20 protein-coding genes and 1 tRNA gene are annotated in these 22,746 nt (G+C 66.8%); 9 read left to right on the top strand and 12 right to left on the bottom strand.

Going from position 1 to position 22,746, the window contains the following annotated elements:
* Window positions 1-59: 59 nt before the first annotated feature.
* A complete protein-coding gene (locus GYM46_RS05795; RefSeq protein ID WP_040349205.1) occupies window positions 60-2,183 on the top strand; it encodes an alpha/beta hydrolase family protein in 2,124 nt (707 codons plus the stop codon).
* A 58-nt stretch (window positions 2,184-2,241) separates the two neighbouring features.
* On the opposite strand, the gene GYM46_RS05790 is transcribed toward GYM46_RS05795, so the two are convergent.
* Complete coding sequence (locus tag GYM46_RS05790; RefSeq protein ID WP_008264222.1) at window positions 2,242-2,556, bottom strand: hypothetical protein; 315 nt, start codon at window positions 2,554-2,556, stop codon at window positions 2,242-2,244.
* A gap of 303 nt (window positions 2,557-2,859) precedes the next feature.
* On the opposite strand from GYM46_RS05790, the gene GYM46_RS05785 reads away from it, so the two are divergent.
* Entirely contained in the window at window positions 2,860-4,791 is a 1,932-nt protein-coding gene (locus tag GYM46_RS05785) for an AsmA family protein (protein ID WP_008262459.1), read from the top strand.
* 63 nt (window positions 4,792-4,854) lie between these two features.
* A complete protein-coding gene (locus GYM46_RS05780; RefSeq protein WP_008259713.1) occupies window positions 4,855-5,706 on the top strand; it encodes an alpha/beta hydrolase in 852 nt (283 codons plus the stop codon).
* A 202-nt stretch (window positions 5,707-5,908) separates the two neighbouring features.
* Here the strand turns inward: GYM46_RS05780 and GYM46_RS05775 are convergent.
* The 10 genes from GYM46_RS05775 to GYM46_RS05730 all read right to left on the bottom strand — a co-directional run bounded on the left by GYM46_RS05775 (window position 5,909) and on the right by GYM46_RS05730 (window position 13,874).
* Window positions 5,909-5,993, bottom strand: a tRNA-Leu gene (locus GYM46_RS05775).
* Window positions 5,994-6,141: 148 nt separating this feature from the next.
* Complete coding sequence (locus GYM46_RS05770; protein WP_040349892.1) at window positions 6,142-6,678, bottom strand: CcdC protein domain-containing protein; 537 nt, start codon at window positions 6,676-6,678, stop codon at window positions 6,142-6,144.
* 49 nt (window positions 6,679-6,727) lie between these two features.
* Window positions 6,728-7,747, bottom strand: a complete 1,020-nt coding sequence (locus GYM46_RS05765) for a fumarylacetoacetate hydrolase family protein (protein ID WP_008261720.1) — start codon at window positions 7,745-7,747, stop codon at window positions 6,728-6,730.
* A 46-nt stretch (window positions 7,748-7,793) separates the two neighbouring features.
* Window positions 7,794-8,513: a hypothetical protein gene (locus tag GYM46_RS05760; protein WP_008260422.1), complete on the bottom strand. Its 720-nt coding sequence runs from the start codon at window positions 8,511-8,513 to the stop codon at window positions 7,794-7,796.
* Window positions 8,514-8,570: 57 nt separating this feature from the next.
* On the bottom strand, window positions 8,571-8,837 hold the full coding sequence (locus GYM46_RS05755; protein ID WP_008263954.1) for a hypothetical protein: 267 nt from the start codon (window positions 8,835-8,837) through the stop codon (window positions 8,571-8,573).
* Window positions 8,838-8,883: 46 nt separating this feature from the next.
* Window positions 8,884-9,945 (bottom strand): isoaspartyl peptidase/L-asparaginase family protein, encoded by a 1,062-nt coding sequence (locus tag GYM46_RS05750; protein WP_008263085.1) that lies wholly within the window; start codon window positions 9,943-9,945, stop codon window positions 8,884-8,886.
* 158 nt (window positions 9,946-10,103) lie between these two features.
* Window positions 10,104-10,289 carry a hypothetical protein gene (locus GYM46_RS05745; protein WP_035310320.1) on the bottom strand — a complete coding sequence of 62 codons (186 nt, stop codon included), beginning with the start codon at window positions 10,287-10,289 and terminating at the stop codon, window positions 10,104-10,106.
* A complete protein-coding gene (hppD, locus tag GYM46_RS05740; protein WP_050771686.1) occupies window positions 10,290-11,402 on the bottom strand; it encodes a 4-hydroxyphenylpyruvate dioxygenase in 1,113 nt (370 codons plus the stop codon).
* Between the two features lie 147 nt (window positions 11,403-11,549).
* On the bottom strand, window positions 11,550-13,142 hold the full coding sequence (locus GYM46_RS05735; RefSeq protein ID WP_008259019.1) for a peptidase M61: 1,593 nt from the start codon (window positions 13,140-13,142) through the stop codon (window positions 11,550-11,552).
* Window positions 13,143-13,238: 96 nt separating this feature from the next.
* On the bottom strand, window positions 13,239-13,874 hold the full coding sequence (locus GYM46_RS05730) for an exopolysaccharide biosynthesis protein (protein ID WP_008263790.1): 636 nt from the start codon (window positions 13,872-13,874) through the stop codon (window positions 13,239-13,241).
* 108 nt (window positions 13,875-13,982) lie between these two features.
* On the opposite strand from GYM46_RS05730, the gene GYM46_RS05725 reads away from it, so the two are divergent.
* From GYM46_RS05725 to GYM46_RS05715, 3 genes are read left to right on the top strand one after another with little or no spacing between them, the layout of a single operon-like run.
* Window positions 13,983-14,558 (top strand): YqaA family protein, encoded by a 576-nt coding sequence (locus GYM46_RS05725; RefSeq protein WP_008258849.1) that lies wholly within the window; start codon window positions 13,983-13,985, stop codon window positions 14,556-14,558.
* A gap of 39 nt (window positions 14,559-14,597) precedes the next feature.
* The gene (locus tag GYM46_RS05720; RefSeq protein WP_008259882.1) at window positions 14,598-15,140 is read left to right on the top strand and encodes a disulfide bond formation protein B; all 543 of its coding nucleotides are present in this window, start codon (window positions 14,598-14,600) and stop codon (window positions 15,138-15,140) included.
* A gap of 3 nt (window positions 15,141-15,143) precedes the next feature.
* Entirely contained in the window at window positions 15,144-15,731 is a 588-nt protein-coding gene (locus GYM46_RS05715; RefSeq protein ID WP_008261282.1) for a demethoxyubiquinone hydroxylase family protein, read from the top strand.
* 44 nt (window positions 15,732-15,775) lie between these two features.
* Here GYM46_RS05715 and GYM46_RS05710 read toward each other — a convergent pair whose 3' ends face one another.
* Window positions 15,776-16,978, bottom strand: coding sequence for an acetyl-CoA C-acyltransferase (locus GYM46_RS05710; RefSeq protein WP_008260066.1), 1,203 nt, complete (start codon window positions 16,976-16,978; stop codon window positions 15,776-15,778).
* Window positions 16,979-17,264: 286 nt separating this feature from the next.
* Here GYM46_RS05710 and GYM46_RS05705 point away from each other — a divergent pair, with 286 nt between their 5' ends.
* The 3 genes from GYM46_RS05705 to GYM46_RS05695 all read left to right on the top strand — a co-directional run bounded on the left by GYM46_RS05705 (window position 17,265) and on the right by GYM46_RS05695 (window position 22,616).
* The gene (locus GYM46_RS05705; RefSeq protein ID WP_164952622.1) at window positions 17,265-18,419 is read left to right on the top strand and encodes an OmpA family protein; all 1,155 of its coding nucleotides are present in this window, start codon (window positions 17,265-17,267) and stop codon (window positions 18,417-18,419) included.
* Window positions 18,420-18,847: 428 nt separating this feature from the next.
* Complete coding sequence (locus GYM46_RS05700; protein WP_164952621.1) at window positions 18,848-20,074, top strand: capsular biosynthesis protein; 1,227 nt, start codon at window positions 18,848-18,850, stop codon at window positions 20,072-20,074.
* Window positions 20,075-20,255: 181 nt separating this feature from the next.
* Complete coding sequence (locus tag GYM46_RS05695; RefSeq protein WP_164952620.1) at window positions 20,256-22,616, top strand: TonB-dependent receptor; 2,361 nt, start codon at window positions 20,256-20,258, stop codon at window positions 22,614-22,616.
* Window positions 22,617-22,746: the final 130 nt, after the last annotated feature.

Genomic DNA, 22,746 nt, shown 5'->3' with positions numbered 1-22,746 from the left:
TTCGCCTGGCGAACGGTGGTGCTACGCCTCGCCGCTGCGAGTTTTGCGAGGAATGCCCCATGCGCCACCGTTCTCTCTTGTCCGCCGCCTGCGCGGGAATTGCCTTGTCGGGCGCCCTGATGAGCGCCGCTCCGGCCCTGGCCCAGGTTCCGCCCGCGCCGGTTCCGACTGCGCCTGCGACGCCCGACGCCTTCACCTATAAGGATATGATCACGGCCAACCGGCTGGGCGATCCGCAGGTGTCGCCGGACGGGCGCTACGTCGTCTATTCGGTGACGACGACGGATGTAGAGGCCAACCGCCGCGCCGGCAGCCTGTGGATGCTGGACCTGAACACGCCGGACGTGGCGCCGCGCCGACTGGCCATCTCGGACCAGGGCGCGAACACCGCCCGCTGGGGCGGGGACGGCAATCTGTATTTCCTGTCGGGCAAGTCGGGCGCCAGCCAGGTCTGGCGCGTGGCCTCGCCGACGGCCACGCCCGTGCAGGTGACCAATCTGCCGCTGGACGTGAACGCCTATCGGATCAGCCCGAGCGGCGACAAGGTGGCCGTGTCCCTGGCCGTCTATCCGGACGCGGCCGACCTGAACGCCTCGGTCGAGATGGGCAAGGCCATGGCCGAGCGGAAGACGACCGGCCAGGTCTACGACCGCATGTTCGTGCGCCACTGGGACACGTGGAACGACCACACCCAGAACCATCTGTTCGTCCAGTCGATCGGTCGCAACGGTCAGGCGACCGGAACTCCGGCCTGGGTGACCAAGGGCTTCGACGGCGACACTCCGTCCAAGCCGTTCGGCGACGAGAGCGACTTCGTCTTCACTCCTGCCGGCGATTCCATCGTCTTCTCGGCGCGCCTGGCCGGCAAGACCGAGCCGTGGAGCACCAATTTCGACCTGTGGAAGACCAACGGCCTGACCGGCGACGGGACCTTCACCAACCTGACCCAGGACAATCCGGCCTGGGACGCGGGGCCGGTGTTTTCGCCGGACGGCCGCACCCTGGCCTATCGCGCCATGGCGCGTCCGGGCTTCGAGGCCGATCGCTATCAGATCGTGCTGATGGATGTGCAATCGGGCCAGAAGCGCGAGATCGCGTCGAACTGGGACCGTTCGGCCGACACCCTGCAATGGTCGCGCGACGGCCAGACCCTGTACACGACCGCCGGCGACGTGGGTTCGACCAGGCTGTTCGCCGTGGACACGCGCAACGGCGTCGTCACCCCGGTCACCGGCCCCGGCCATGTCTCGGCCTTCCAGCAGACGCCGTCGGGCTTCGTCTTCGCCCAGGACAGTCTGAAGTCGCCCAGCGATCTGTATTTCAAGACCTATCTGGGTCGTGAAATGCCGCGTCGCCTGACCCAGGCCAACCCGGCCTTCGACGCCAAGGCCTTCGGCGAATACGAGCAGTTCAGCTTCCCCGGCTGGAACAACGAGACGGTGCACGGCTACGTCATCAAGCCGGTCGGCTATGAGGAAGGGAAGAAGTACCCCGTCGCCTTCCTGATCCACGGCGGACCCCAGGGCTCGTTCGGGGACGGCTGGTCGTATCGCTGGAACCCCGAGACCTACGCCGGGGCAGGCTATGCGGTGGTGATGATCGATTTCCACGGCTCGACCGGCTACGGCCAGGCCTTCACCGACGCCATCAGCCAGCACTGGGGCGACCGCCCGCTGGAGGATCTGCAAAAGGGCTGGGCCGCCGCGCAGCAGAAGTACGGCTTCCTGGACGGTTCCAACGCCTGCGCCCTGGGTGCCTCGTACGGCGGCTATATGATCAACTGGATCGCCGGCAACTGGTCGAACGCCTTCAAATGCCTGGTCAACCACGACGGCGTCTTCGACACCTTCGGCATGGGCTATTCGACCGAGGAGCTGTGGTTCACCGAGTGGGAATACGGCGGCACGCCGTGGGACAAGCCGGAAGGCTATCAGAAGTTCAACCCCGCCAACCATGTCGAGAACTGGAAGACGCCGATGCTGGTGGTGCAGGGCGACCACGACTTCCGCATTCCGACGGCCCAGGGCCTGTCCACCTATACGGCGCTGCAGCGCCGGGGAATCGACAGCCGCCTGATCGTCTTCCCGAACGAGAACCACTGGGTGCTGAAGCCGGCCAACAGCCTGCAATGGCACAATGAGGTGTTCGGCTGGCTGAACAAGTATCTGACCCCCGCCCAATAGGGCCGGGGCGCCGCAGAAACGAAGGAAGGGCGCAGCCGCAAGGCCGCGCCCTTTTTCGTTAGAGACCTGCGCGGGTCTCGGCCAGTTGGTTCAGACGGGCGTATTCGCGCGCCGTCATGCAGCGCGGCGTGGACCAGGTTTCGCCGTTCGAGCGGGCGTTCAAGGTTTCGCGCGCGCTGACGAAGACCGGCTGAACGCCGAACTCGCGCTGGTAGGCGCGACGGGTGGCCGCATCGGTCGCGCAGATCATGACGATCTGTTGGGATTCGGCGCGCTGCGGCTTGGACGTCTCGGCCAGGCTGGGGGTCGCGGTCGCCGCAATGGCGGCGAGAACCAGCGCGGGCGATGCAAATCGGGTCATTGAGCGGGTCATCGGGCATCCTCCTGTGGCCTGAATTAAGATCAGGGCTCTGATGAAATATGCGCCGAATTTTCGCGTTGTAAAGTTTTTGCGACAACTGAGCGCATAACTGACGAAATTTTAGGCCAGGAGAGGTCGAAGGGGACCGGGCGGCTCCAAACCGCGACTTGCGCGTTCTGTCTGGCTCACGGAGCCGATTGTTTGGCCAAGATGCTGAAGTGGAACGAATTGTGGTCGGACCTGCGTCGCAGGGGCGTAGATCCGGCTGTGGTTCGCGCGCGAAGCTTTCACGATTGGGTGCGGCGGAATGACCCAGTGTACGCCGCCGTCCGACGGCCCGGTCGCGCCGAGGCCTGGGCGGGGGGCGTCGGCCTGTTGTTGATCGGGATTGTTGTTCTGGCCCTGATCCTGTTCGACTGGAACATGGTGCGCGGACCCATCGGACGCTGGGCCTCGGCGGCGTATGATCGCGACATTGCGCTTCAGGGCGACCTGGACGTCCATCTGTTCAGCTGGACGCCTTCGGCGGTGGTGCGGGGTCTCAAGATCGGCGGGCCGGAGTGGGCGCGGGATCGCGATACGGCCGATGTGGACGAAATCCGCGCCTCGGTGCGGCTGCGCAAACTGTTCGCCGGCCAGATCGAGATGCCGTTGCTCAGCTTCACCCGCCCCCGGCTGGTGCTGATCACCGACAAGGACGGCCGCAACAGCTGGGACCTGAACCCCGAAAAGCCCGACACGGGCGAGGGGATGAAACTGCCGGTCATCCAGCAACTGGTCATCACCGACGGCCGCCTGGTCTTCGACGAGCGGCGACGCGGTCTGAAACTGGAGGCGACGGTCGATGCGCGCGAGGGGCAGGGTGACGACGCCGGTTTCGTGCTGGACGGCGAGGGCGAGGTCAATGGCTCGCCGCTGACGCTCCGCGTCCGGGGCGGCCCTTTCATCAATATCCGTCGTGACCGACCCTATGACTTCGAGGCGAGCGTCAGCGGCGCGGGCTCCAGCCTGACCGCCAAGGGGGCCGTGACCCGGCCGTTCGACCTGGGCCGGTTCGACGCCACCCTGAGCTTGCAGGGGCGCGACCTGTCGGACCTGTATCTGCTGACGGGGGTCGCCCTGCCCAACACCCCGCCCTATCGACTGAAGGGCGCGTTGAAGCGGAACGAGAATATCTGGACCTTCAGTGATTTCGATGGCCGGGTCGGGGCCTCGGACCTGTCCGGCGACGTGCGGGTCGATGCGGCGAAACGATTGCGGGTCGATGCGGAACTGACGTCGCGCCGCCTCGACATCGACGACCTGGCCGCCGTCCTGGGCGTCCGGACCGTGACGAATGCGGCGGGATCCAATACCGAGGCGCCCGTGGCCGTCGGCGGCAAGCTGCTGCCCGACGCGCCGCTGCAAACTGAGCGCCTGCGGGCGATGGACGGAAGCCTGAGCTATCGGGCGGTCGCGGTGAAGGCCAATGACCTGGATGTGCGGGCGGTGAACCTGGGCGCGGAACTGAAGGACGGCGTCCTTGATCTCGATCCCGTCAGTTTCAACTTCAATCGGGGCGAACTGAACGGCACGGCCCGGATCAATGCGACGCGCGACATCCCCTACAGCGTCGTCGATTTCCGTCTGGCCGGCTATCCGCTGGAATCCATCATTCCCGCGCGCGACGGAACTGCGCCCCTGACCGGGCGCGCTCTGGGCCGTGCGCGGCTGGAAGGACCCGGCGCCTCGATCCATGATTTCGCAGCGGCGTCCAAGGGCTCGCTCAGCCTTGTGGTGCCCGACGGTCAGATGCGGTCGGCCTTCGCCGAACTGCTGGGCATCAACGCCAGCGCCGGCCTGCTGAAACTGTTGCGCGGAGACCAGTCCACGGCCCAGATCCGGTGCGCCGTCGCCGATTTCGACGTGCGGGGCGGCGCGGCGACGGTCAAGACCCTGGTCATCGATACGGATGTGGTTCTGGCCCAGGGCACAGGCACGATCGACCTGGGGGCCGAAACCCTGGATCTGCGTGTGGATGGCGAATCCAAGAAGCCGCGCCTGCTGCGGGTCTGGGCGCCCATCACGGTCAAGGGGGCCTTGACCGCCCCCCAGGTCGGCGTCGATGTCCGCGCCCTGGTCGGCCAGGGCGGGGTCGCCGGTCTTCTGAGCGCGGTGGTGGCGCCGGTCACGGCCCTGTTCGCCTTCGTCGATCCGGGCCTGGCCGAGGATGCGAACTGCGGCCGGCTGATCGCCGGGGCGCGATAAATCTGCGAAGGGTCTGGGCCGAGCGAGGGGCGACGACGTATTGGAAGCCATGGACTGTATCGCATGACCCGGCGCGGCCTGTTGGCGCCCATTGCGGGCCTGATGGCGGCCGCCTGTTCACCCCTGGGCCTGCTCAACAGTCTGGGGCCGAGGGACGGGGGCGTGCGACGGGTGGCGCGCGACATCGCCTATGGCGATGATCCCCGCCAGAGGCTGGACCTGTACGCCCCGACCGCGCCGGGGACCTATCCGGTCCTCGTCTTCTTCTATGGCGGCGGCTGGGATTCAGGGTCGCGCGACCTCTATGGCTGGGCGGCCCAGGCCCTGGCCGCCCAGGGGTTCGTCGTGGCCCTGCCCGATTACCGCGTCGTGCCCCAGGTGGTCTTTCCGGCCTTCATCGAAGACGCCGCCGTCGCCACGGCCAAGGCGGCGGATGTCGCCGCAGCCTATGGCGGCGATCCGGAACGAGTGGGGGTGTTGGGCCATTCGGCCGGCGCCCATCTGGCCCTGATGATCAGTCTGGACCGCCGCTATATGCAGGCGGTCGACCGCCCTGGACTGATCAGGGCGGCGGCGGGTCTGGCGGGCCCCTATGATTTCCTGCCGTTCGACGTGGGGGCGTCCCGGAACGCCTTCGGCCGCGCCCCCGATCCGACCCTGACCCAGCCCGTCACCTTCGTGCGTCCCGACGCGCCGCCGATCTGGCTGGGTCACGGCACGGCCGACGTCGTGGTCCATGCCGAGGACACGACCATTCTGGACCAGAGGATGAAGGCGGTCGGCGGTCGGTCTGAGGCGAAGCTCTATCCGGGTCTGGACCACGCCGACCTGATCGCGACCTTCTCGCCCCTGTTCCGCAAGAAGGCGACGATTCTGGCCGATGTGACCGGCTTCTTCCACCGCGAACTGGGCTGATCGCCGAGCGGGGACTTTTCAAGAATGCGACTTAATGCCAATATGTCGGCTGGTCGGATTTTAGTATTCGTACCGATCATTCACGGCCCGTTCCGAACCTGTCTGGCTCCGGCGCCCACGCGTGCCGAACCTGCTGGCTCCGGGGCGGGCCGTCTTCGTTTCCGCGCCATATGGCGGCGGGAAGACACACCGACAGGAAGGATGGTGCGGGCGGCCGGGGTCGAACCGGCACTCCTTTCGGAACTGGATTTTGAGTCCAGCGCGTCTACCAATTCCACCACGCCCGCAGCGGAGCCGGTCTCATGCCACAAGGGCATGAGCCGGGTCCAGAGGGTCTTGACCGCATCATGAAGTTTACGCGGACGGCCGTCCTGCGTGGGGCGCAGCCTGAGCGCCGCAGGCGGATTTCGGGATCGCTGCAATGATGGGGCCCGATCAGGCCGCCACCTCCACATGGCTGTCGGTCCCGCCGGCCAGCACCCGTCGGGCGCGGATGTACATCTCGACCCGCTGCAGGACGATCAGTCCCATGGCGAAGACCAGGAAGGCGTCGGTGACGGCCATGGCGTTCAGACGCCAGTCGGCGGCGTGGGTCTCGATCAGGTCGCGCAGGCCGGCGCGGCCCGCGAACAGCACGATCAGCAGGATCAGGCCCAGCGGCGAAGCCTGGGCCATCAGCGAACCGTCCGGCTCCTTCTCTATGGTGACGGTCTTGCCGCGATACCAGCCGGCCAGGCCGCCCAGGACGGCGCCGATGGCCAGCACGGCCCAGGCGCCGGGGCCGAACGGCGCGTGGACGGCGCGAGGACTATAGGTCGAGCCCCAGATGCCGAGCCCGATCAGGGGCACGACGATGGCGGGCATGATCCACAGGAACTGCGGCTTCAACGGTCGCTTGCGCCGGTTCTTCAGCAGCACCAGGACCAGCACGGCCGGGAAGACCAGCAGCGGTATGAGTTTCTCGGGCGGCATGTCGTCCTCCAGGCCTCCCCCGAGGCCGACATCGGTCAATCCGGCGTGGTCAGGCGTCGCGCGGAAGCGGCTCCACCGTCTGCTCGATGGCCCCGAAGATCGAACGATGCTGGTCGTCCATCATCTCGATCCGGACCGTGTCGCCATGGGCCAGGAAGGGGGTCTCGGCGGCGCCGCGCAGGATCGTCTCGACCGTGCGGACCTCGGCGATGCAGGAATAGCCCAGGCCGCCCTCGGCGACCGGCTTGCCGGGGCCGCCGTCGGCGTCGCGGTTGGAGACCGTGCCTGAACCGATGATCGTCCCGGCCGACAGCGAGCGGGTCTTGGCCAGATGGGCGATCAGGGTCCCGAAGTCGAAGGTCATGTCCACGCCCGCGTCGGCGCGGCCGAAGGGCTGGCCGTTCAGCTGGACGGTCAGTTCGCCGTGCAGCTTGCCGTCCCTGAAGCGGTCGCCCAGCGCATCCGGCGTCACGAAGACGGGCGAGAGGGCGCTGGCGGGCTTGGACTGGACGAAGCCGAAGCCCTTGGCCAGTTCGGCGGGGATCAGGTTGCGCAGGGAGACGTCGTTGACCAGGCCGACCAGGCGGATCGCGGCCAGGGCCTCGTCCCGCGTTGCGCCCTGGGGCACGTCGCCGGTCACGACCACGATCTCGGCCTCAAGGTCGCAGCCCCAAGCGGGGTCGGCCAGGGGGATGGGATCGCGGGGCGCCAGAAAGCCGTCGGAGCCGCCCTGGTACATCAGGGGATCGGTCCAGAAGCTGGCGGGCATTTCGGCCCCGCGCGCCCGGCGGACCAGTTCGACATGGTTCACATAGGCCGAGCCGTCGGCCCACTGATAGGCGCGGGGCAGGGGGGAGGCGGCGTCGCGTTCGTGGAAACGGCCGCGCGGCACGGCCTCGTGCTCGAGGCTCTCGGCCAGGGCGTGGAGCCGGGGGCCGCAGCGGTCCCAGTCGTCCAGCGCGGCCTGGAGGGTGGGGGCGATCAGGAAGGCGTCGGTGAACCAGTGCAGGTCCTGCGAGACGACCACGAGGCGGCCGTCGCGGCCGTGCTTGAGCGAGGCGAGTTTCATGCCCAAGGCCTAGACCGATTTCGCGCCGGGGGGAACAGAGGGGCGGTCAGTGACGGGGGAGGGGCGGGGCGTCGTCCTTTTCCACCTTGGGCGGCAGGGTCGTCGCGAAGGCGCGCTGGAGGGCCGAGAGTTCTGAAATCCGGCTGGCGCGATCGCTCCAGTAGATGTGGAACGCCTCGACCGCTTGTCGGATCTGGATGCGATGGGCCGCCACAAGCTCCTGGGGGGACGGGCAGGGCGGGGGCGCAGGCGGAGGGGGCGGCGCGGCCTCCGTCACGACATAGCCGTCCTCGACGCCCGTTCCGCAGAGGCCGGACGTGAGAACCTTCGCCTCTTCCAGCTTGTAGCTGATCGGGATGGGTCGCACAGGGGGCGGGCTCGGTTCCGGGGGCTTCGGCTTGGGCTTGTCGGCCGCCTTGCCGTCCAGCGCGTCATCCAGCTTCTTGAGCGGAAGACCCGAACAGATGGTCAGAACAAATCCCAGTTCGCGCCGGACGGTCGCCACAAGCTCTCGCGCCGCCGGCTCTCCGTCGCCGACCGCGCGAATGGCGCGTTCTGACGCTTGCAGAATGATCTCGTACTTGCGCTTGATGATCGTGACCAGGACGACTTCCTGTCGTCGGCGCTCGCCGTTGACGCCCAGCCAGTTTGCAATGACGGCGGCGGCCACGGCGCTTAGGATCGAGAGGATGAACGCGGTCGCGCCGTCCCAGATCACGGGCGTTGCAACAACCTCGGCGGGAAAGTCGGTTTGTGTCGGCAGCATTGTCATCCCCCACTCGCCACATCATGCCGCAGCGGCGAAGCTGGGCCAAGTGAAAGGTTAACGATGTTCGGTGAGCAGGGCCTTGGCCTCGGCGCCGGCGCGGGCGGCGGGGTCGCGCACCTCGACCTCGACGACCACCCCGCCTGCGGGTTCGACCGCCCACAGATAGCGGCGCTCCACCTCGACCTCGCGGCCGGACGGGGCGAAGCCGACATAGGAGTCGCCCCAGGGGGTGATCTTCTTCAGCTCGACGAAGGGCATGGCGCAGGCGGCGTCCAGCTCTTCCTCGGCCATCACGGTCAGTTCGTCGTCGGGTGCAGGCATGGGCTCGGTCTGGAAAAAAAGAGTCTAATTCGTCTGAAATCGGGGCTCAGGGTTCGTCGGCGTAGATCGCGACGCGCGCGGCGGCCGTCGAAGACACCGCCCCCCGATACATGCCCGAGGTGTTCATGGCGAAGGCCGGGGTTCCGGTCAGACCCATGACGATGACCCCGCCGTCGCCGCCGATGGAGCCGACGTCGGCGATCTCGGCCTCGGCCGCCGCCTGGACGGTCGCGCCGTCGGCGGTGCGGCGACAGATGTCGCGGGCCACGGTGGAGCGGATGAAATACTCGCCCGAGCCGGTCGCCGAGACGGCGCAGCCGTCGGCGTTCGAGGCGTAGGTTCCGGCGCCGATGATCGGCACGTCGCCCACCCGGCCCCAGCGTTTGGCGGTCATGCCGCCGGTCGAGGTGGCGGCGGCGAGGCGGCCCCGACTGTCCAGGGCCACGGCGCCGACGGTGCCGAACTTCCTCTCGTTCAGCGGCGGGGCGACGGCGGCCTGGGCTCCCGGCGTCGATACGTCGGCGGGACGGGCGGGCAGGGGCAGGCCGGCCTCGGTCAGTGCCTTGATCAGGCCCTGCCAGCGGCGTTCGGTGAAGAAGAAGGCCGGATCGACCTGTTCCAGCCCGGCCTGGGCGGCGAAGGCGTCGGCGCCGGGGCCGATCAGCATGACGTGGGGCGACTGTTCCATCACGGCGCGGGCGGCGGCGACCGGGTGGCGGGTGGTGGTCAGCCCGGCGACGGCGCCGGCGGTCAGGTCCGCCCCGTTCATGACGGCGGCGTCCAGCTCGTTACGGCCGGCCGCGGTGAAGACGGCGCCCCGCCCGGCGTTGAACAGGGGATCGTCCTCCATGACCTGAACGGCGGCCTGGACCGCGTCCAGCGCCGAGCCGTCGCGCGCCAGCACCGCCGATCCGGCGTCCAGCGCCCGTTGCAGGGCGGCGCGATAGGCGGCGTCCTGTTCCGGCGTCAGGCCGGCCCGCTCGATCACCCCCGCCCCGCCGTGGATGGCCAGGGACCAGCGGGGAGCGGCCGGGTCCTGGGCGTGGGCAAGGCTGGCGACGATGGAAAAACAGAGTGTAATTAGTGCAATTCGTCCAGATCGCATCATGGTCGGTCCCTCCGTCGGTGGATTGTAGCCCGCCCCCCGGCGATGTCGGGTCGATGGGTGCGACAATCTGAAAATCGGTGCGTTTTCAAGCACGAGGTGGATGAAATTGTGCGGGGACAGGCCCGAGAGCGACGGGAGTAGGGGGCAGACGCGGCCCATCACTCCCGATGGTGCAGCCGCTTCCACACCCGATAGGCGACGATGGGAGCGAAGCCGCAGATCAGGGCGGCGAGCAGGACCGTCCAGAACCCGCCGCCCAGCCAGAACTCCCCCGCCAGGGCGCCGGCGCCGGCCGCGAGGGCCGGGCCGAGCCAGGGCAGCCAGGTCGGCGGCCGCATCCGCATTCAGGCGTCGACCTTGATGACGCCGCGACGGATCTGGTCCAGTTCGATGGAGTCGAACAGGGCCTGGAAATTGCCGTTGCCGAAACCCTCGTTGCCCTTGCGCTGGATGATCTCGAAGAAGATCGGACCGAAGGTGTCCTGGGTGAAGATCTGCAGCAGCAGGCCCTCCTCGTCCGAACCGTCGATCAGGATGCGGTTCTTGCGCATCCGCTCCACGTCCTCGCCATGGTTGGGCAGGCGTTTGTCGATCAGTTCGAAATAGGTCTCGATCGTGTCCTGGAAATCGACGCCGCGGGCGCGCATGGCCTCGACCGTCTCGAAGATGTTCTCGGTGGTCAGGGCGATATGCTGGATGCCCTCGCCGTTGTAGCGGCGCAGGAATTCCTCGATCTGGGAGTTGTCGTCCTGGCTTTCGTTCAGGGGGATGCGGATGGCGCGGTCGGGCGCGATCATGGCTTGCGAGAACAGGCCGGTCGCCTTGCCCTTGATGTCGAAATACTTCTGCTCCTCGAAGTTGAACACCGAGCCGTAGAAGCCGGACCAGGTGCGCATCTGGCCGCGACGGACATTGTGGGTCAGGTGGTCCAGGATCTCGAGGCCCATCGAATTCTTGCGCTCGGCCTCTTCCCAGCCCTCGATCTCGTCCCAGGTGTCGTACAGCGAGCCGGCGTCGCCGTACTGGTCGATGACGTACAGCAGCGAACCGCCGATGCCCTGGAGGATATAGGGATAGTCGCCCAGCGCCCCGCCGTTCGCATCGGTCGCCGCCACGGCGCCGCGTTGGAGCGCGCCCTCATAGGCGGCCTTGGCGTCATTGGTGCGGAAGGCCATGCCGTTGGCCGAGGGGCCGTGGTCGGCGGCGAAGGCCTGGGCCTGACCGTTCGGCGTGCGGTGGACGAGGAAGGAGATGTCGCCCTGCTTCAGGCGCACCACGTCGGTCTTTGGGTTCACATGGGTCTGGGTGAAGCCCATCATTTCAAGGCGCGAAATCATCGCCTTCGGTTCCGGGCCGGTGAATTCTACGAATTCGAATCCATCGACGCCGAGGGGGTTTTCCAGGTTGATCTGTTCCGCAGTCGTCTGGGCAGGGGCCTGATCAGAGGTGGGGGTCATGTCGTTCATGGCGCGTCTCCCGCGTAGCTTCTGTGGCGGGCTTAACCGAAAGGGGCCGCCGATTGGCGCGGAACCTAGTCGCGGATGACGACAGAGCCAAGGCGGTCCCACGGGGTCGTGATGGGGGAGGGGAGCGGAGCCAGGTTTTCAGGTCGAGCGCGTCGCCAGCATCGGCGCCGTGGTGACGGCCCAAGCCTTGGGTGTGGCCAACGGCGCCTTGCACACGGCCTCGACCGTCCGACCGTCCGCGAACCGATAGCGCACCGAAAGGCTTTGGGTGCAACGGGCCTGGACCGCGAAGAACATGGCTTCGGCGTCCGCATTGGGGTCGTGGTCCTCTATGCTGGCGAGAAGGGGGGCGCCCGACAGCACGCCACACCTGTCGCCGGTGTCCAGCCTTATGCCTTCGGGATTCCGGTAAAAGCCCGTACCGCCGCCGGTGCAGTTCTGGTCGTTCAGATGGAAGAGGGCGGCCTGGCGATAGTCGTCCCGGCCGGGCTGCTCCTCCAGCGTGACGCCCAGGGCCGCCAGCCGGGTTTCGAGGCCCGACCAACGGTCCGCACCAGGCCCATCAAGCAGAATGCTGACGCCGCTATCGCGCGGGAGAAGGGCGCGGAAGTCCGCCGCGCCATAGCCGTCGCCGTTGCGGCCGGCGTCCAGCACCGTCTTCCACAGGTCGAAGATGTCGCGCCCGCCATCGGAGGCCTGCCGCGTTTCCAGATCCGCGATCCATTGGATCACGACGCCGCAATCGTAGACCGCAGAGCCGGATCGCAGACGCCGAGGATCATAGGCGCGATCCTCTAAAGCCGATCGGCAACCGTTCAGGCGCTGGGCCAGGGAGGATTTCACCTGGGCGTCATCAATGACGCCGGACGATGCAGCGGCGACCAGAGCGCCGTATTCCGCCCCGCCTTCATGAAGCCAAGGCGCGGTGTCGCCGTCCTTGGTGATGACGCCATGTCCATTCCACAGGTGGAAGGTCTCGTGCCAGACGAAGGTGGAAAGCGGGCCGGTCACCTCCTCTGGCGGGGCGTCCCAGTCGGCGCCGAAAAAGCGCAAGGCGATGACGCCGGTGTTTGTCACGTCTCCGCGAAACGTCGTCGGACCGGGGCTGTCTGTCGTGACCACCAGGACGGGTTTGTAAGGCAGGTCGCGGCCCAATCTGGCGCCGTAGAAACCTTGTGCGGCCAGAAAGCCGTCGCCCATCAGCGTGGAAAGCGATGCGGGAACCGAGGCGCCGATCACGGCCGCGCCGCCAGCCCTGCGTGTCACGGCCGCCTCGGGGCCGACGTAGGCGTAGCCTTTGATCGCCTCTGCCTCGGGCAAGGTCGTCTCGCCCTCGACAGGCCTGAAGGTCAGTTCGGCGTCCATGCCCTTCAGCGCCAGGCCGGGCCCGTAGAGCACATGACCTGCGCCGACGCGGGTCAGGCCCATATAGACCCGATCGACTTCGGCGGCGTCGGGCGCGATTAGGATTTCGAAGGTGTCGAAGGGCCGTTCGGATTGCAGGACGCCGTCCGCCAGGGTCAGGTCGGGCGTCGTGACGGTCCAAAGATTGCGGATGATGTCGGGGTCCAGGAAGGCGACCTGGTTGGTCGGTTGGGCCAGCTTCCAGGTGACTGCGACGCCGCCTGGAGCCGTACGCGCCTCTATCGTGGCCGCCTGCTGGGCTTGGGTTGGAGCCGCACCGAAAGCGAGGACAAATGCGGCCAGAACGCCGGTGAGGTTCGACTTCATGGATTCAGGCTCCGGCGACTAGGCGAGAGCATACTGATGCGATGACGCGAGGCGATTCAACTGATGCCTGCGTGTGGCGTTCTTTTTTGCAGATGTTCAGCCCGGCAGAAGCCGCGTCGCCCATTCGGCGCCCAGCAGCAGCCCGGTCGCCACCACGCCCAGGAGCGTCAGCCAGGCCGTCGTCACCGCCGCCCCGGCGATCACGAACAGGCCGTCGCGCTGGATCAGGCCGACCGACAGAAGCGCCAGGGCCACGGAGGGGATGGTGTTGGTCATCGGCAGGACGATGGTCAGGGTGGCCAGGATCATGAAGACCGCCGCCAGCTTCTCGCCCGGTCCATCGGCGAAGCGACGCAGGCGGGGGCGAGAGAACCGGTCGATCCAGCCCAGTTTCGACTCGGCGAAATCGGCCATGGCCTTGAGCCACGAACCCCTGGCGCGCAGCTTCAGCAGCCAGCGCGGCAGCCAGGGCTCTTCCCGGCCCACCAGCATCTGGCCGGCCAGCAGGATGACGGCCACCCCGACCACCTGGGGCACGCCGTAAAGGCCGGGGACCAGGCAGGGAATCGACAGCAGCAGGATCAGCAGCCCATAGGCGCGCTCGTCCAGGCGGTCGCGAATTTCTTCCAGGGTCAGGCCGGCCTCGCCCCCGTCGTCGGACAGCCGACGCAACAGGCGAGCGATGTCGTGGCTGACGTCGTCGGCGTGGCCGGACGGAGAGGGGACGGTCATGCCGCCTCCTTTAGAGGCGTCGGGAACGGACGGCGAGGGCTTCGATGTCGCGGCGCGTGACGTCGGACGCAGGTCTTGCTAGGGCGTCGCCCCTGCCAGGGGATTTCCATGCTTCGCAAGCTCTATGACGGCGTCTTCAATCTGGCGCGAGGCCGCCACGCGACGCCCGCCCTGGCCATGGTCGCCTTCGCCGAGAGTTCCTTCTTCCCCATCCCGCCCGATGTGATGCTGGCGCCGATGATTCTGGCCCGGCCCGAGAAGGCTTATTTTTACGCCGGGGTCTGCACCCTGGCCTCGGTCCTGGGCGGGATTCTCGGCTACGCCATCGGCTATTTCCTGACCGATCTCGGCCTGGCGATCCTCCGGGTTCTCGGCCATTCGGACGGGCTGGATCATTTCCGCCAATGGTTCGCCCAGTGGGGGCTGTGGGTCATACTGATCAAGGGGTTGACCCCCATTCCCTACAAGCTGGTGACCATCGCCTCCGGCCTGGCGGCCTTCAGTTTCCCGGTCTTCATGGGGGCGTCGGTCGTGACCCGGGGCGGCCGGTTCTTCCTCGAGGCCTGGATCCTGAAGCGCTGGGGCGCGGCCATGCTGGCCCAGGTCGAGAAACGCCTGGCGCTGTGGTCCGGGATCGGCCTGGTGGTGTTGATCGCCCTGATCGTGATGCTGAAGCTTCTGTAAGTCGACGGCGACGCCTTGGCGGGTTAAGACCGCTGCACGATGAGAGACATCTATCGCCTGATGACCCGTTGGTGGACCGCCTTCGCCCTGGCCGCGTCGCTGGCCATGCTGGGCGCGGCCCACGCCTTCGAGCGGTTCGCGGGCCTGGCGCCCTGCAACCTCTGCCTCAAACAGCGCGAGGTCTATTGGGGCGCGGTCGCCGTGGCGGCGGTGGCCACCGCCTGGACCTTGCTGAGCGGCAGCCGGCGCGGCACGCCCCGGATCGCCGCCTTCCTGCTGGCCGCCGTCTTCGCCACCGGCGCCGTCACCGCCGTCTTCCACATGGGCGGCGAGTACAAGTGGTGGAGCCTGCCCGCGACCTGTGTGGGCGGGGGCGACGTCGATCTGGAAAGCCTGACCGCCCTGGCGCTCGGCACGGGGCCGGCCCAGAGGGTGGCCATGTGCGACGCCGTGGCCTGGAGCTGGCTGGGCCTGTCCATGGCCGGCTGGAACGCCCTCCTCTCCCTCGCGTTGGCGGGGTTCAGCCTGCTGGCGGCCAAACGCCCCAAGGACGCCCGCGCCCCCCGGATCGAAAAGGCCTGACGCATGACCGACGCGGCGACCCCCGACTCCCGGCCTCGTCCCCCTCTGCCCCGGCCAGGCCGCGGCGCCGACAAGGCGCGGATGGATGAGATCCTGCGGGTCGATCACACCGGCGAATATGCGGCGGTCCTGATCTATCGCGCCCAGAAGGCCGTGTTCGAGGGCCGCAAGGCGCACGGCGGCGTGGTGCGCGACCTGGGCGAGATGCAGGATCAGGAGGCCGTGCATCTGGCCCGGTTCGAACGGCTGTTGACCGAACGCCGGGTGCGGCCCACGGTGATGACACCGCTGTGGCGGATCGCGGCCTCGGCCCTGGGCGCGGGCACGGCCCTGATGGGCGAGAAGGCGGCCCACGCCTGCACCGAGGCGGTCGAGAGCGTGATCGAAAAACACTACGCCGAACAGATCGCCGAGATCGGCGAGCGCGATCCCGCGCTGGCCGCCGAACTGAAACAGTTCCGCGACGAGGAACTGGCCCACCACGATCACGCCATCGAACACGGCAGCCGCGAAGCCCCGGCCTATCGGCTGCTGAGCGGGGTGATCAAGGCCGGCTGCCGGGTGGCGATCAAGGTCAGCGAGAAGGTTTAGACGCCTCCTCCCCATCGCTACGCGACAGGGAGGAGACGGGAACCTCAGAAGATCTCGAATAGCCCCGCCGCGCCCATGCCGCCGCCGATGCACATGGTGACGACGCCGTATTTTGCGCCGCGCCGCTTGCCCTCGATCAGGACGTGGCCGGTCATGCGGGCGCCGGACATGCCGTAGGGGTGGCCGATGGAGATGGCGCCGCCCGAGACGTTCAGCAGTTCGTCCGGGATTCCCAGGGTGTCGCGGCAGTAGAGGACCTGGACGGCGAAGGCCTCGTTCAGCTCCCAGATGCCGATGTCGTCGACCGTCAGGCCGTGACGTTTCAGCAGTTTGGGCACGGCGTAGACCGGGCCTATGCCCATCTCGTCGGGTTCGACCCCCGCAACCGCCATGCCGCGATAGGCGCCGAGCGGCTGGAGATTGCGCTTCACCGCCTCGCCGGCCTCCATGATGACGCAGGCCGAGGCGCCGTCCGACAGCTGGGAGGCGTTGCCGGCGGTGATATATTCGCCCTGCTGGACCTCCTCGCCGCCGCCGAAGACCGGCTTCAGGGTCTTCAGCCCCTCCAGGGTGGTTTCAGGCCGGTTGCCCTCGTCCTTCGACAGGGTGATCTCCCGGGAGGTGGTCTCGCCGGTCGCCTTGTCCGTAACCAGCATGGTGGTGGTCATGGGCACGATCTCGGCGTCGAGCCGGCCTGCCGCCTGGGCCGCCGCCGTGCGCTGCTGGGACTGCAGCGCGTATTCGTCCTGGCGGTCGCGGCTGATGTTGTAGCGGCGGGCCACGACCTCGGCCGTCTCCAGCATCGACATATACATGTGGGGCGCCAGCTTCAGCAGAGCCTCGTCCTTGGCCCGGTACAGGTTCATGTACTGGTTCTGGACCAGGGAGATGCTCTCGAGCCCGCCGCCGACCGCCATTTTCTGCTGGTCGAACATCACCTGTTTGGCCGCCGTGGCGATGCCCATCAGGCCCGAGGCGCACTGGCGGTCCAAACTCATGCCCGGAACCGAAGAGGGCAGGCCGGCGGCCAGGGCGATCTGGCGGGCGACGTTGGTGCCGGTCGAACCCTGCTGCAGGGCCGCGCCCATGATCACGTCCTCGATCTCGGCCGGATCGACGCCGGCGCGCTGGACCGCGTGTTTCACCGCATGGGCGCCCAGCTGCTGGGCCTGGGTGTCGTTGAAGGCCCCGCGATAGGCCCGGCCGATGGGAGTGCGGGCGGTGGAGACGATTACGGCTTCCCGCATGACGGAGATCCTTCTTTGTTGGGCGGGCCTGTCGCGCCTTAAGCGCGACTTGAGACCAGAACGGTTTCCTCTGCGACGAACTTAGGCCCCTCACGCGGCGTCAACGCAAGCCGGGACACGTCACGAGCGGCGCTGTTTCCCGACCCTCGTTCGCCCATTGTGTTGAAACGGCGCCACAGTCGCCACATTCATCTCAGGCGGGTGGAACAACCGGCCAGCGATGCCGTTTGGCTCGGGAACGTCGGGCAACAGCTCGGCTTCAGGCATTTTACAGATTGAGGAAGCTATGAAGCTCAAACTTCTCGCCTCCGTCGCCGTCGCAGGGCTGTTCGCAGCTGGCGCGGCCTCGGCGGAACCTAACGGTTGGTACGGCGCGATCGACGCCGGTTACCACATGATCGACGACATCAACGCCGAATCGTCGACGACGGGCGCCAACTGGAACTATGAAGTGAACGACGGCTGGGCGGCTTTCGCCCGTCTCGGCTATCGCTTCAACCCCAACTGGCGCGTTGAACTCGAAGGCGGCTACCGCTCGGGTGACATCGGCACCGTGCGCGCCGTCTCCGGCACCCAGGGCCTGTGCAACCTGACCCCGGCCACCGGCGGCTGCTTCTCTCCGGAAGGCGACATCGAGTCCACCACCCTGATGGCCAACGTCATCTACGATTTCGGCTATGAAGCCTGGGGCATCCGTCCCTTCGTCGGTCTCGGCGCCGGCGTGAACCACGTCAACACCGACACTGTCGGCAATCTGCGGGCCAACCGCGGCGCTTCCTTCGCTGCTGACGACAGCTCGACCGAGTTCGCCGCTCAGGCGATCGCCGGTCTGGCCTGGGCTGTGGGCGACCGCACCAATATCGACCTGACCTACCGCTATCTGACGGGCGACGCCTCGTTCGCCTCGACCACGGTCGGCACCGGCGTCGGCGCGACCTCGTTCGGCGAATGGGACGGCGACTACGACCAGTCGCACACCGTGACCCTGGGTCTGCGTTACAGCTTCGGCGCTGAAGACGCCCCCCCGCCCCCGCCTCCTCCGCCCCCGCCGCCGCCGCCTCCTCCGCCCCCGCCGCCGCCCCCGGCTCCGGTGGCCCAGGCTCCGGTCGCCCGCCAGTTCGTCGTCTACTTCGACTGGGATCGCTCGGACCTGACGACGGAGGCCCGTTCGGTGGTCAGCCAGGCCGCGACATACGCCAAGTCGGGCCGCCCGACGCGCGTCCTGATCGTCGGCTACACCGACACCTCGGGCTCGGCCGCCTATAACCTCGGCCTGTCGAACCGTCGTTCGCGCACCGTCGCGGACGCTCTGGTCGCCCAAGGCGTCAACGGCGGCGTCATCGCCCTGGACGCCAAGGGTGAAACCGCCCTGGCCAAGCCGACCGCTGACGGCGTGCGTGAGCCGCTCAACCGTCGCGCGACGATAGACATCAACTTCTAAGACCTATGCCTCCGGCCCGGCGAAAGTCGGGGCGGGGGCGCGGGACCTTGAGGTACGTCTATCGGACGGATCAGAAACCGCCGTCTTCGTTCGAGGATGGCGGTTTTCTATGTGGAGAGATGGTAACGGTTGGTCGAAATCGCGCCGCATTATGGAATTTGGGTTGATCCGACCTTTGTGGCGAGCGAGATAAAACCCAATGGTCACAGTCTCCGCCAAACGCCCCGATTGCATCGGCGAAGAGTCGTTCCTTGACCCGCCGCGCCGCTTTAAGCGCACTGGGGATCTGTAAAATGGTTGATCTTCGCCAGTCGCATCGACAGGTCACGGGACGCCGGCGGCGGCGGTACCGGCTTCGGGCGGACAGCCCCCCGACCGTCCAATCGCGGCTTCGCGCACCGCCGCCGACGCCTGCGTACGGCGGCGATGTGACCATCCTGCCTGTCGGCGTCCGTCACCACAGTCAAAGCCTGTCCGGCCGGCGGTTCCTGATCGTGTCGGCGCCGTTTGGCGGATTCGGCGTCGCTCTGGCGCGGACGTTGGAGGCGCGGGGCGCGACGGTTCAGCGGATGATCTTCAACGCCGGCGACGCCATGAATTGGCGCCGCGCCGGCGGCCTGGTGTTCAAGGCCGCAGCCGAGGTCTGGGCCGAACGGTTGGCGGAGGTGGCGGCCGACTTCACCGATCTTCTCCTGTTTGGTGAAGGCGGCCCCTATAATCGCGCGGTCCTGTCGGCGACCGAAGGGCTCGACGCCCGCGTCTGGGTGCTGGAAAATGGATATTTCCGTCCTGATTGGGTCACGGTCGAGCTGAACGGCGTCAATGCGTCCAGCGGCCTTCCCCGTTTTCGCGACGGCTATCCCGCGCCGGAACCCGTCCTTCCCGAACCCATCCCCGTGGGCCGGATTCTGCCTCACCATGTGGTCAACATAACCGCCTACCATGTGGTCCAGACGTTGGGCGCCTTCCTGTTTCCGCGGCACGCCAACCATTACACGGCCTCGCCCCTGAGCCAGTGCCTGGGCCATGTGCGGCGCTATCTGGGCCTGGCTACGCGGCGTGCGTCGGAGAACGATGTCGATGTCATCGCCGCGCGGGGTGAATTCTTCATCGCCTGTCTCCAGCGTGAAGGCGACGCGCAACTGCTTCGCTATTCGCGATACGCCGACAACACCGCCTTCCTCGCCGAGGTCATGACCAGTTTTGCGGCCCATGCGCCCCGGAACGCGCGGCTGGTGGTGAAGAACCATCCGCTGGATCCGGGTCTGATCGATCTTTCGGCGGTGACGCGGCGTCTGGTCATAGAGCGCGGTCTGCAAGGACGGGTCGATTTCATCGACGGCGGAAATCTGGCCCAGTTGTGTCGCGCCTCTCAGGGCATGGTGGTGAACAATTCCAGCGCCGCCCTGTCCGCCCTGGGCTTCCATACGCCGGTCAAGGTTCTGGGCGACGCCTTCTTCGACTTCGACGGACTGACCGACCAGCAGGCGCTGGACGACTTTTGGTCGGCGCCCCAGGCGCCGGACACGGCCCTGTTCACCCGATTCCGCGCCCATGTGATCGCTCAGAGCCAGGTGAACGGCAATTTCCATGAACCCCGGGCGATCGGGCGGACGGCGCATGGCGTGGCCGACATGTTTGAGCGGATTTTCTAAGCAATCCCCCGTAGGGCGGCATGAATGTTGCGACAGGGCCACAGCTGGGCCTTGTCATATCGCTGTCATATAACTGTCGCCTGACATTGCAACACCCGACGTAGATGGGGCCAGATTTCGACAGGCGACCCCGCCTGTCGCCTTTAGGGGCCTGTCCGGCCTTCATCTGGGGATAGATGCAATGATCAACCGCAAGCGCCTCTTCTGGGCGACCACCGCCATCGTCGGCACGCTGGCCGGCGCCGGCGCCGCCTCCGCACAATCGACCGGCACGGAAGCCGCCGAACTGGGCGATATCGTCGTCACTGGTCAGCGCGGCCCGCGCAACATCGACGGCGCTATCGTGGCTGAAACCGTGTCCAAGTCGCGGGCCTCCGTGACCGAAGAATATATTTCGACCCAGGCTCCCGGCCAAACGATCCTGAACTCGATCAACCTGCTGCCCGGCGTGAACTTCACCAACAATGACGCCTTCGGTTCGTCCGGCGGCGATCTGACGATCCGCGGTTTCGACTCGGCGCGCATTTCGCTGACCCAGGACGGCGTTCCGCTGAACGACACCGGCAACTACGCCATCTATTCGAACCAGCAGCTGGATCCGGAACTGATCAGCCGCGCGACGGTCAACCTCGGCACGACCGACGTTGACAGCCCGACTGCTTCGGCGACGGGCGGCACCGTGAACTATTCCACGCGCCGTCCGGAAGAGAAGTTCGGCTTCATGCTGCAGCCCTCGATCGGCGAAACCGGCTATCGTCGCTTCTTCGGCCTGGTGGACACTGGCGCTTTCGGGCCCTGGGGCACGACCGCCTGGTTCTCGGCGTCGAAAACCCAATATGACCACTTCATCGGCGCCGGCGGCGTCGATAAGACCCAGTACAACGGCCGTATTTACCAGGCGCTTGGAGACAACGGCGACTTCCTGTCGCTGACCGCCAACTACAACGAGAACCGCAACAGCTTCATCGCCCGTAAGACGCTGCGACAGTTCAACGACGGCGTCGCTTACAACTCGGGCAACTCGCTGCCGTCCACCCTGGTGAACATCAATCCGTCGAACACGGGCAACATCCGTGGCGCCTCGCGCTTCACGCTGCGCGACAATCTGGTCCTGACGATCGACCCGTCCTTCCAGTATGTTCTGGCGCACGGCGGCGGCACTCAGACGATGAGCGAGACGGATCCGCAGCTGATCGGCAACTCTTCCGCAGCCGGCGCTGATCTGAACCGCGACGGCGTGATCAACGGCGCCACGCGCGTCACCCTGTTCCGCCCGAACATCACCAACACGCACCGTTACGCCCTGACCAGCTCGCTGATCTGGGACATCAACGACAACAACCGTCTGCGCGTCGCCTACACCTACGACAATGGTCGTCACCGTCAGACGGGCCAGTTCGGTTACATCGACGCCAACGGCAAGCCGGAAGACCCCTTCGCCGGCCGTAACGGCACGCCGGTCAAGCTCGCCGACGGCACCATCCTCCGTCGTCGGGATCGTCTGTCCTACGCCAAGCTGAACCAGATCGCCGCCGAATATCGCGGCAACTTCTTCAACGACGCGATCAGCTTGGACCTGGGCGTTCGTGCGCCCTACTTCGACCGTGAGCTGAACAACTACTGCTACCAGCGCGACACCTTCAACGCCTACTGCACCACCCAAGTCGGCACGCCGGTCGCCGGCACGGATCTGGTCACCTTCCCGGCTTCGTCGATGAACAGCAACGCGTCGAACAGCTACGGCAAGCCCCGTTCGTTCAGCAAGAGCTATGATGCGGTCCTGCCGAACGGCGGCGTGACTTGGCGCTTCGCCGATAACAACTCGGTCTATGCCAGCTACGCCGAGGGCTTCTCTGCGCCGCGGACGGACGACCTGTACGACAAGGTCGACGTGAACCCCGAGCCCGAGCGCACCAAGTCTTACGACATCGGCTATCGCTACCAGGCTCCGGGCCTGCTCGGCTCGATCGCCGTGTGGAAGACGGACTATTCGAACCGCATCGTGCGCACCTTTGATGAGGCGGCGAACCTGTTCCTGACCCGCAACGTCGGCGATGTGACGCTTCAGGGCTTCGACGGCCAACTCGGCTGGTCGCCGTTCGAGAAGTTCAACATCACCGGCTCGGTGACCTACACGGACAGCGAAGTTAAGAGCAATCTGCCCAACGGCGTCGTCAACGGCGTGCCGGTCTTCATCCAAACCGCCGGCAATCAACTGGTTGAAACGCCGGAATGGCAGTATGGCATGCGGGTCGCCTATACCGTCGGTCCGTTCGATCTGGGGCTGCAGGGCAAGCGCGTCGGCGACCGCTTCTCGAACGACGTCAACACCGAAGTGGCTCCCGGGTACACGACCTTCGATCTCGACGTCCGCTACAACCTGGCGAGCGTCGGCAACGGGTCTTCGTACATCCAGTTCAACGTGATCAACCTGTTCGACACGGAATACCTGGCTGACATCTCCACCTCGACCACGGGCACGGCCAGCTATCAGCTGGGCGCCCCGCGCACGGCGATGGTGACCCTGCGCGCCGCCTTCTAAGGCTTAGCCAGACTGAAACGACGAAGGGCGGTCCGTTCGCGGGCCGCCCTTTTTCTTTGCGTAAAGCCCGCCGTTGAAGTCGGGGGCGGTTGGGGCCATATGGCGCGGCTCGCGGGTCGCCCGCCCGCTC

It is taken from the genome of Brevundimonas mediterranea, from assembly GCF_011064825.1.
GTDB lineage: Bacteria > Pseudomonadota > Alphaproteobacteria > Caulobacterales > Caulobacteraceae > Brevundimonas > Brevundimonas mediterranea_A.
Note: the sequence above shows the minus strand (reverse complement) of the source record. Positions and strands in the feature narration are given on the sequence as shown.

Bases quoted from the DNA above. Each gene is read 5' to 3' on its own strand.
- GYM46_RS05750 (WP_008263085.1), bottom strand. From the start codon at position 9,945: ATGATGCGATCTGGACGAATTGCACTAATTACACTCTGTTTTTCCATC.
- GYM46_RS05755 (WP_008263954.1), bottom strand. From the start codon at position 8,837: ATGCCTGCACCCGACGACGAACTGACCGTGATGGCCGAGGAAGAGCTG.
- GYM46_RS05765 (WP_008261720.1), bottom strand. From the start codon at position 7,747: ATGAAACTCGCCTCGCTCAAGCACGGCCGCGACGGCCGCCTCGTGGTC.
- GYM46_RS05715 (WP_008261282.1), top strand. From the start codon at position 15,144: ATGACCGACGCGGCGACCCCCGACTCCCGGCCTCGTCCCCCTCTGCCC.
- GYM46_RS05710 (WP_008260066.1), bottom strand. From the start codon at position 16,978: ATGCGGGAAGCCGTAATCGTCTCCACCGCCCGCACTCCCATCGGCCGG.
- GYM46_RS05735 (WP_008259019.1), bottom strand. From the start codon at position 13,142: ATGAAGTCGAACCTCACCGGCGTTCTGGCCGCATTTGTCCTCGCTTTC.
- GYM46_RS05745 (WP_035310320.1), bottom strand. From the start codon at position 10,289: ATGCGGATGCGGCCGCCGACCTGGCTGCCCTGGCTCGGCCCGGCCCTC.
- GYM46_RS05790 (WP_008264222.1), bottom strand. From the start codon at position 2,556: ATGACCCGCTCAATGACCCGATTTGCATCGCCCGCGCTGGTTCTCGCC.
- GYM46_RS05730 (WP_008263790.1), bottom strand. From the start codon at position 13,874: ATGACCGTCCCCTCTCCGTCCGGCCACGCCGACGACGTCAGCCACGAC.
- GYM46_RS05795 (WP_040349205.1), top strand. From the start codon at position 60: ATGCGCCACCGTTCTCTCTTGTCCGCCGCCTGCGCGGGAATTGCCTTG.
- GYM46_RS05705 (WP_164952622.1), top strand. From the start codon at position 17,265: ATGAAGCTCAAACTTCTCGCCTCCGTCGCCGTCGCAGGGCTGTTCGCA.
- GYM46_RS05780 (WP_008259713.1), top strand. From the start codon at position 4,855: ATGACCCGGCGCGGCCTGTTGGCGCCCATTGCGGGCCTGATGGCGGCC.
- GYM46_RS05695 (WP_164952620.1), top strand. From the start codon at position 20,256: ATGATCAACCGCAAGCGCCTCTTCTGGGCGACCACCGCCATCGTCGGC.
- GYM46_RS05760 (WP_008260422.1), bottom strand. From the start codon at position 8,513: ATGCTGCCGACACAAACCGACTTTCCCGCCGAGGTTGTTGCAACGCCC.
- GYM46_RS05725 (WP_008258849.1), top strand. From the start codon at position 13,983: ATGCTTCGCAAGCTCTATGACGGCGTCTTCAATCTGGCGCGAGGCCGC.
- GYM46_RS05770 (WP_040349892.1), bottom strand. From the start codon at position 6,678: ATGCCGCCCGAGAAACTCATACCGCTGCTGGTCTTCCCGGCCGTGCTG.
- GYM46_RS05720 (WP_008259882.1), top strand. From the start codon at position 14,598: ATGAGAGACATCTATCGCCTGATGACCCGTTGGTGGACCGCCTTCGCC.
- hppD (WP_050771686.1), bottom strand. From the start codon at position 11,402: ATGACCCCCACCTCTGATCAGGCCCCTGCCCAGACGACTGCGGAACAG.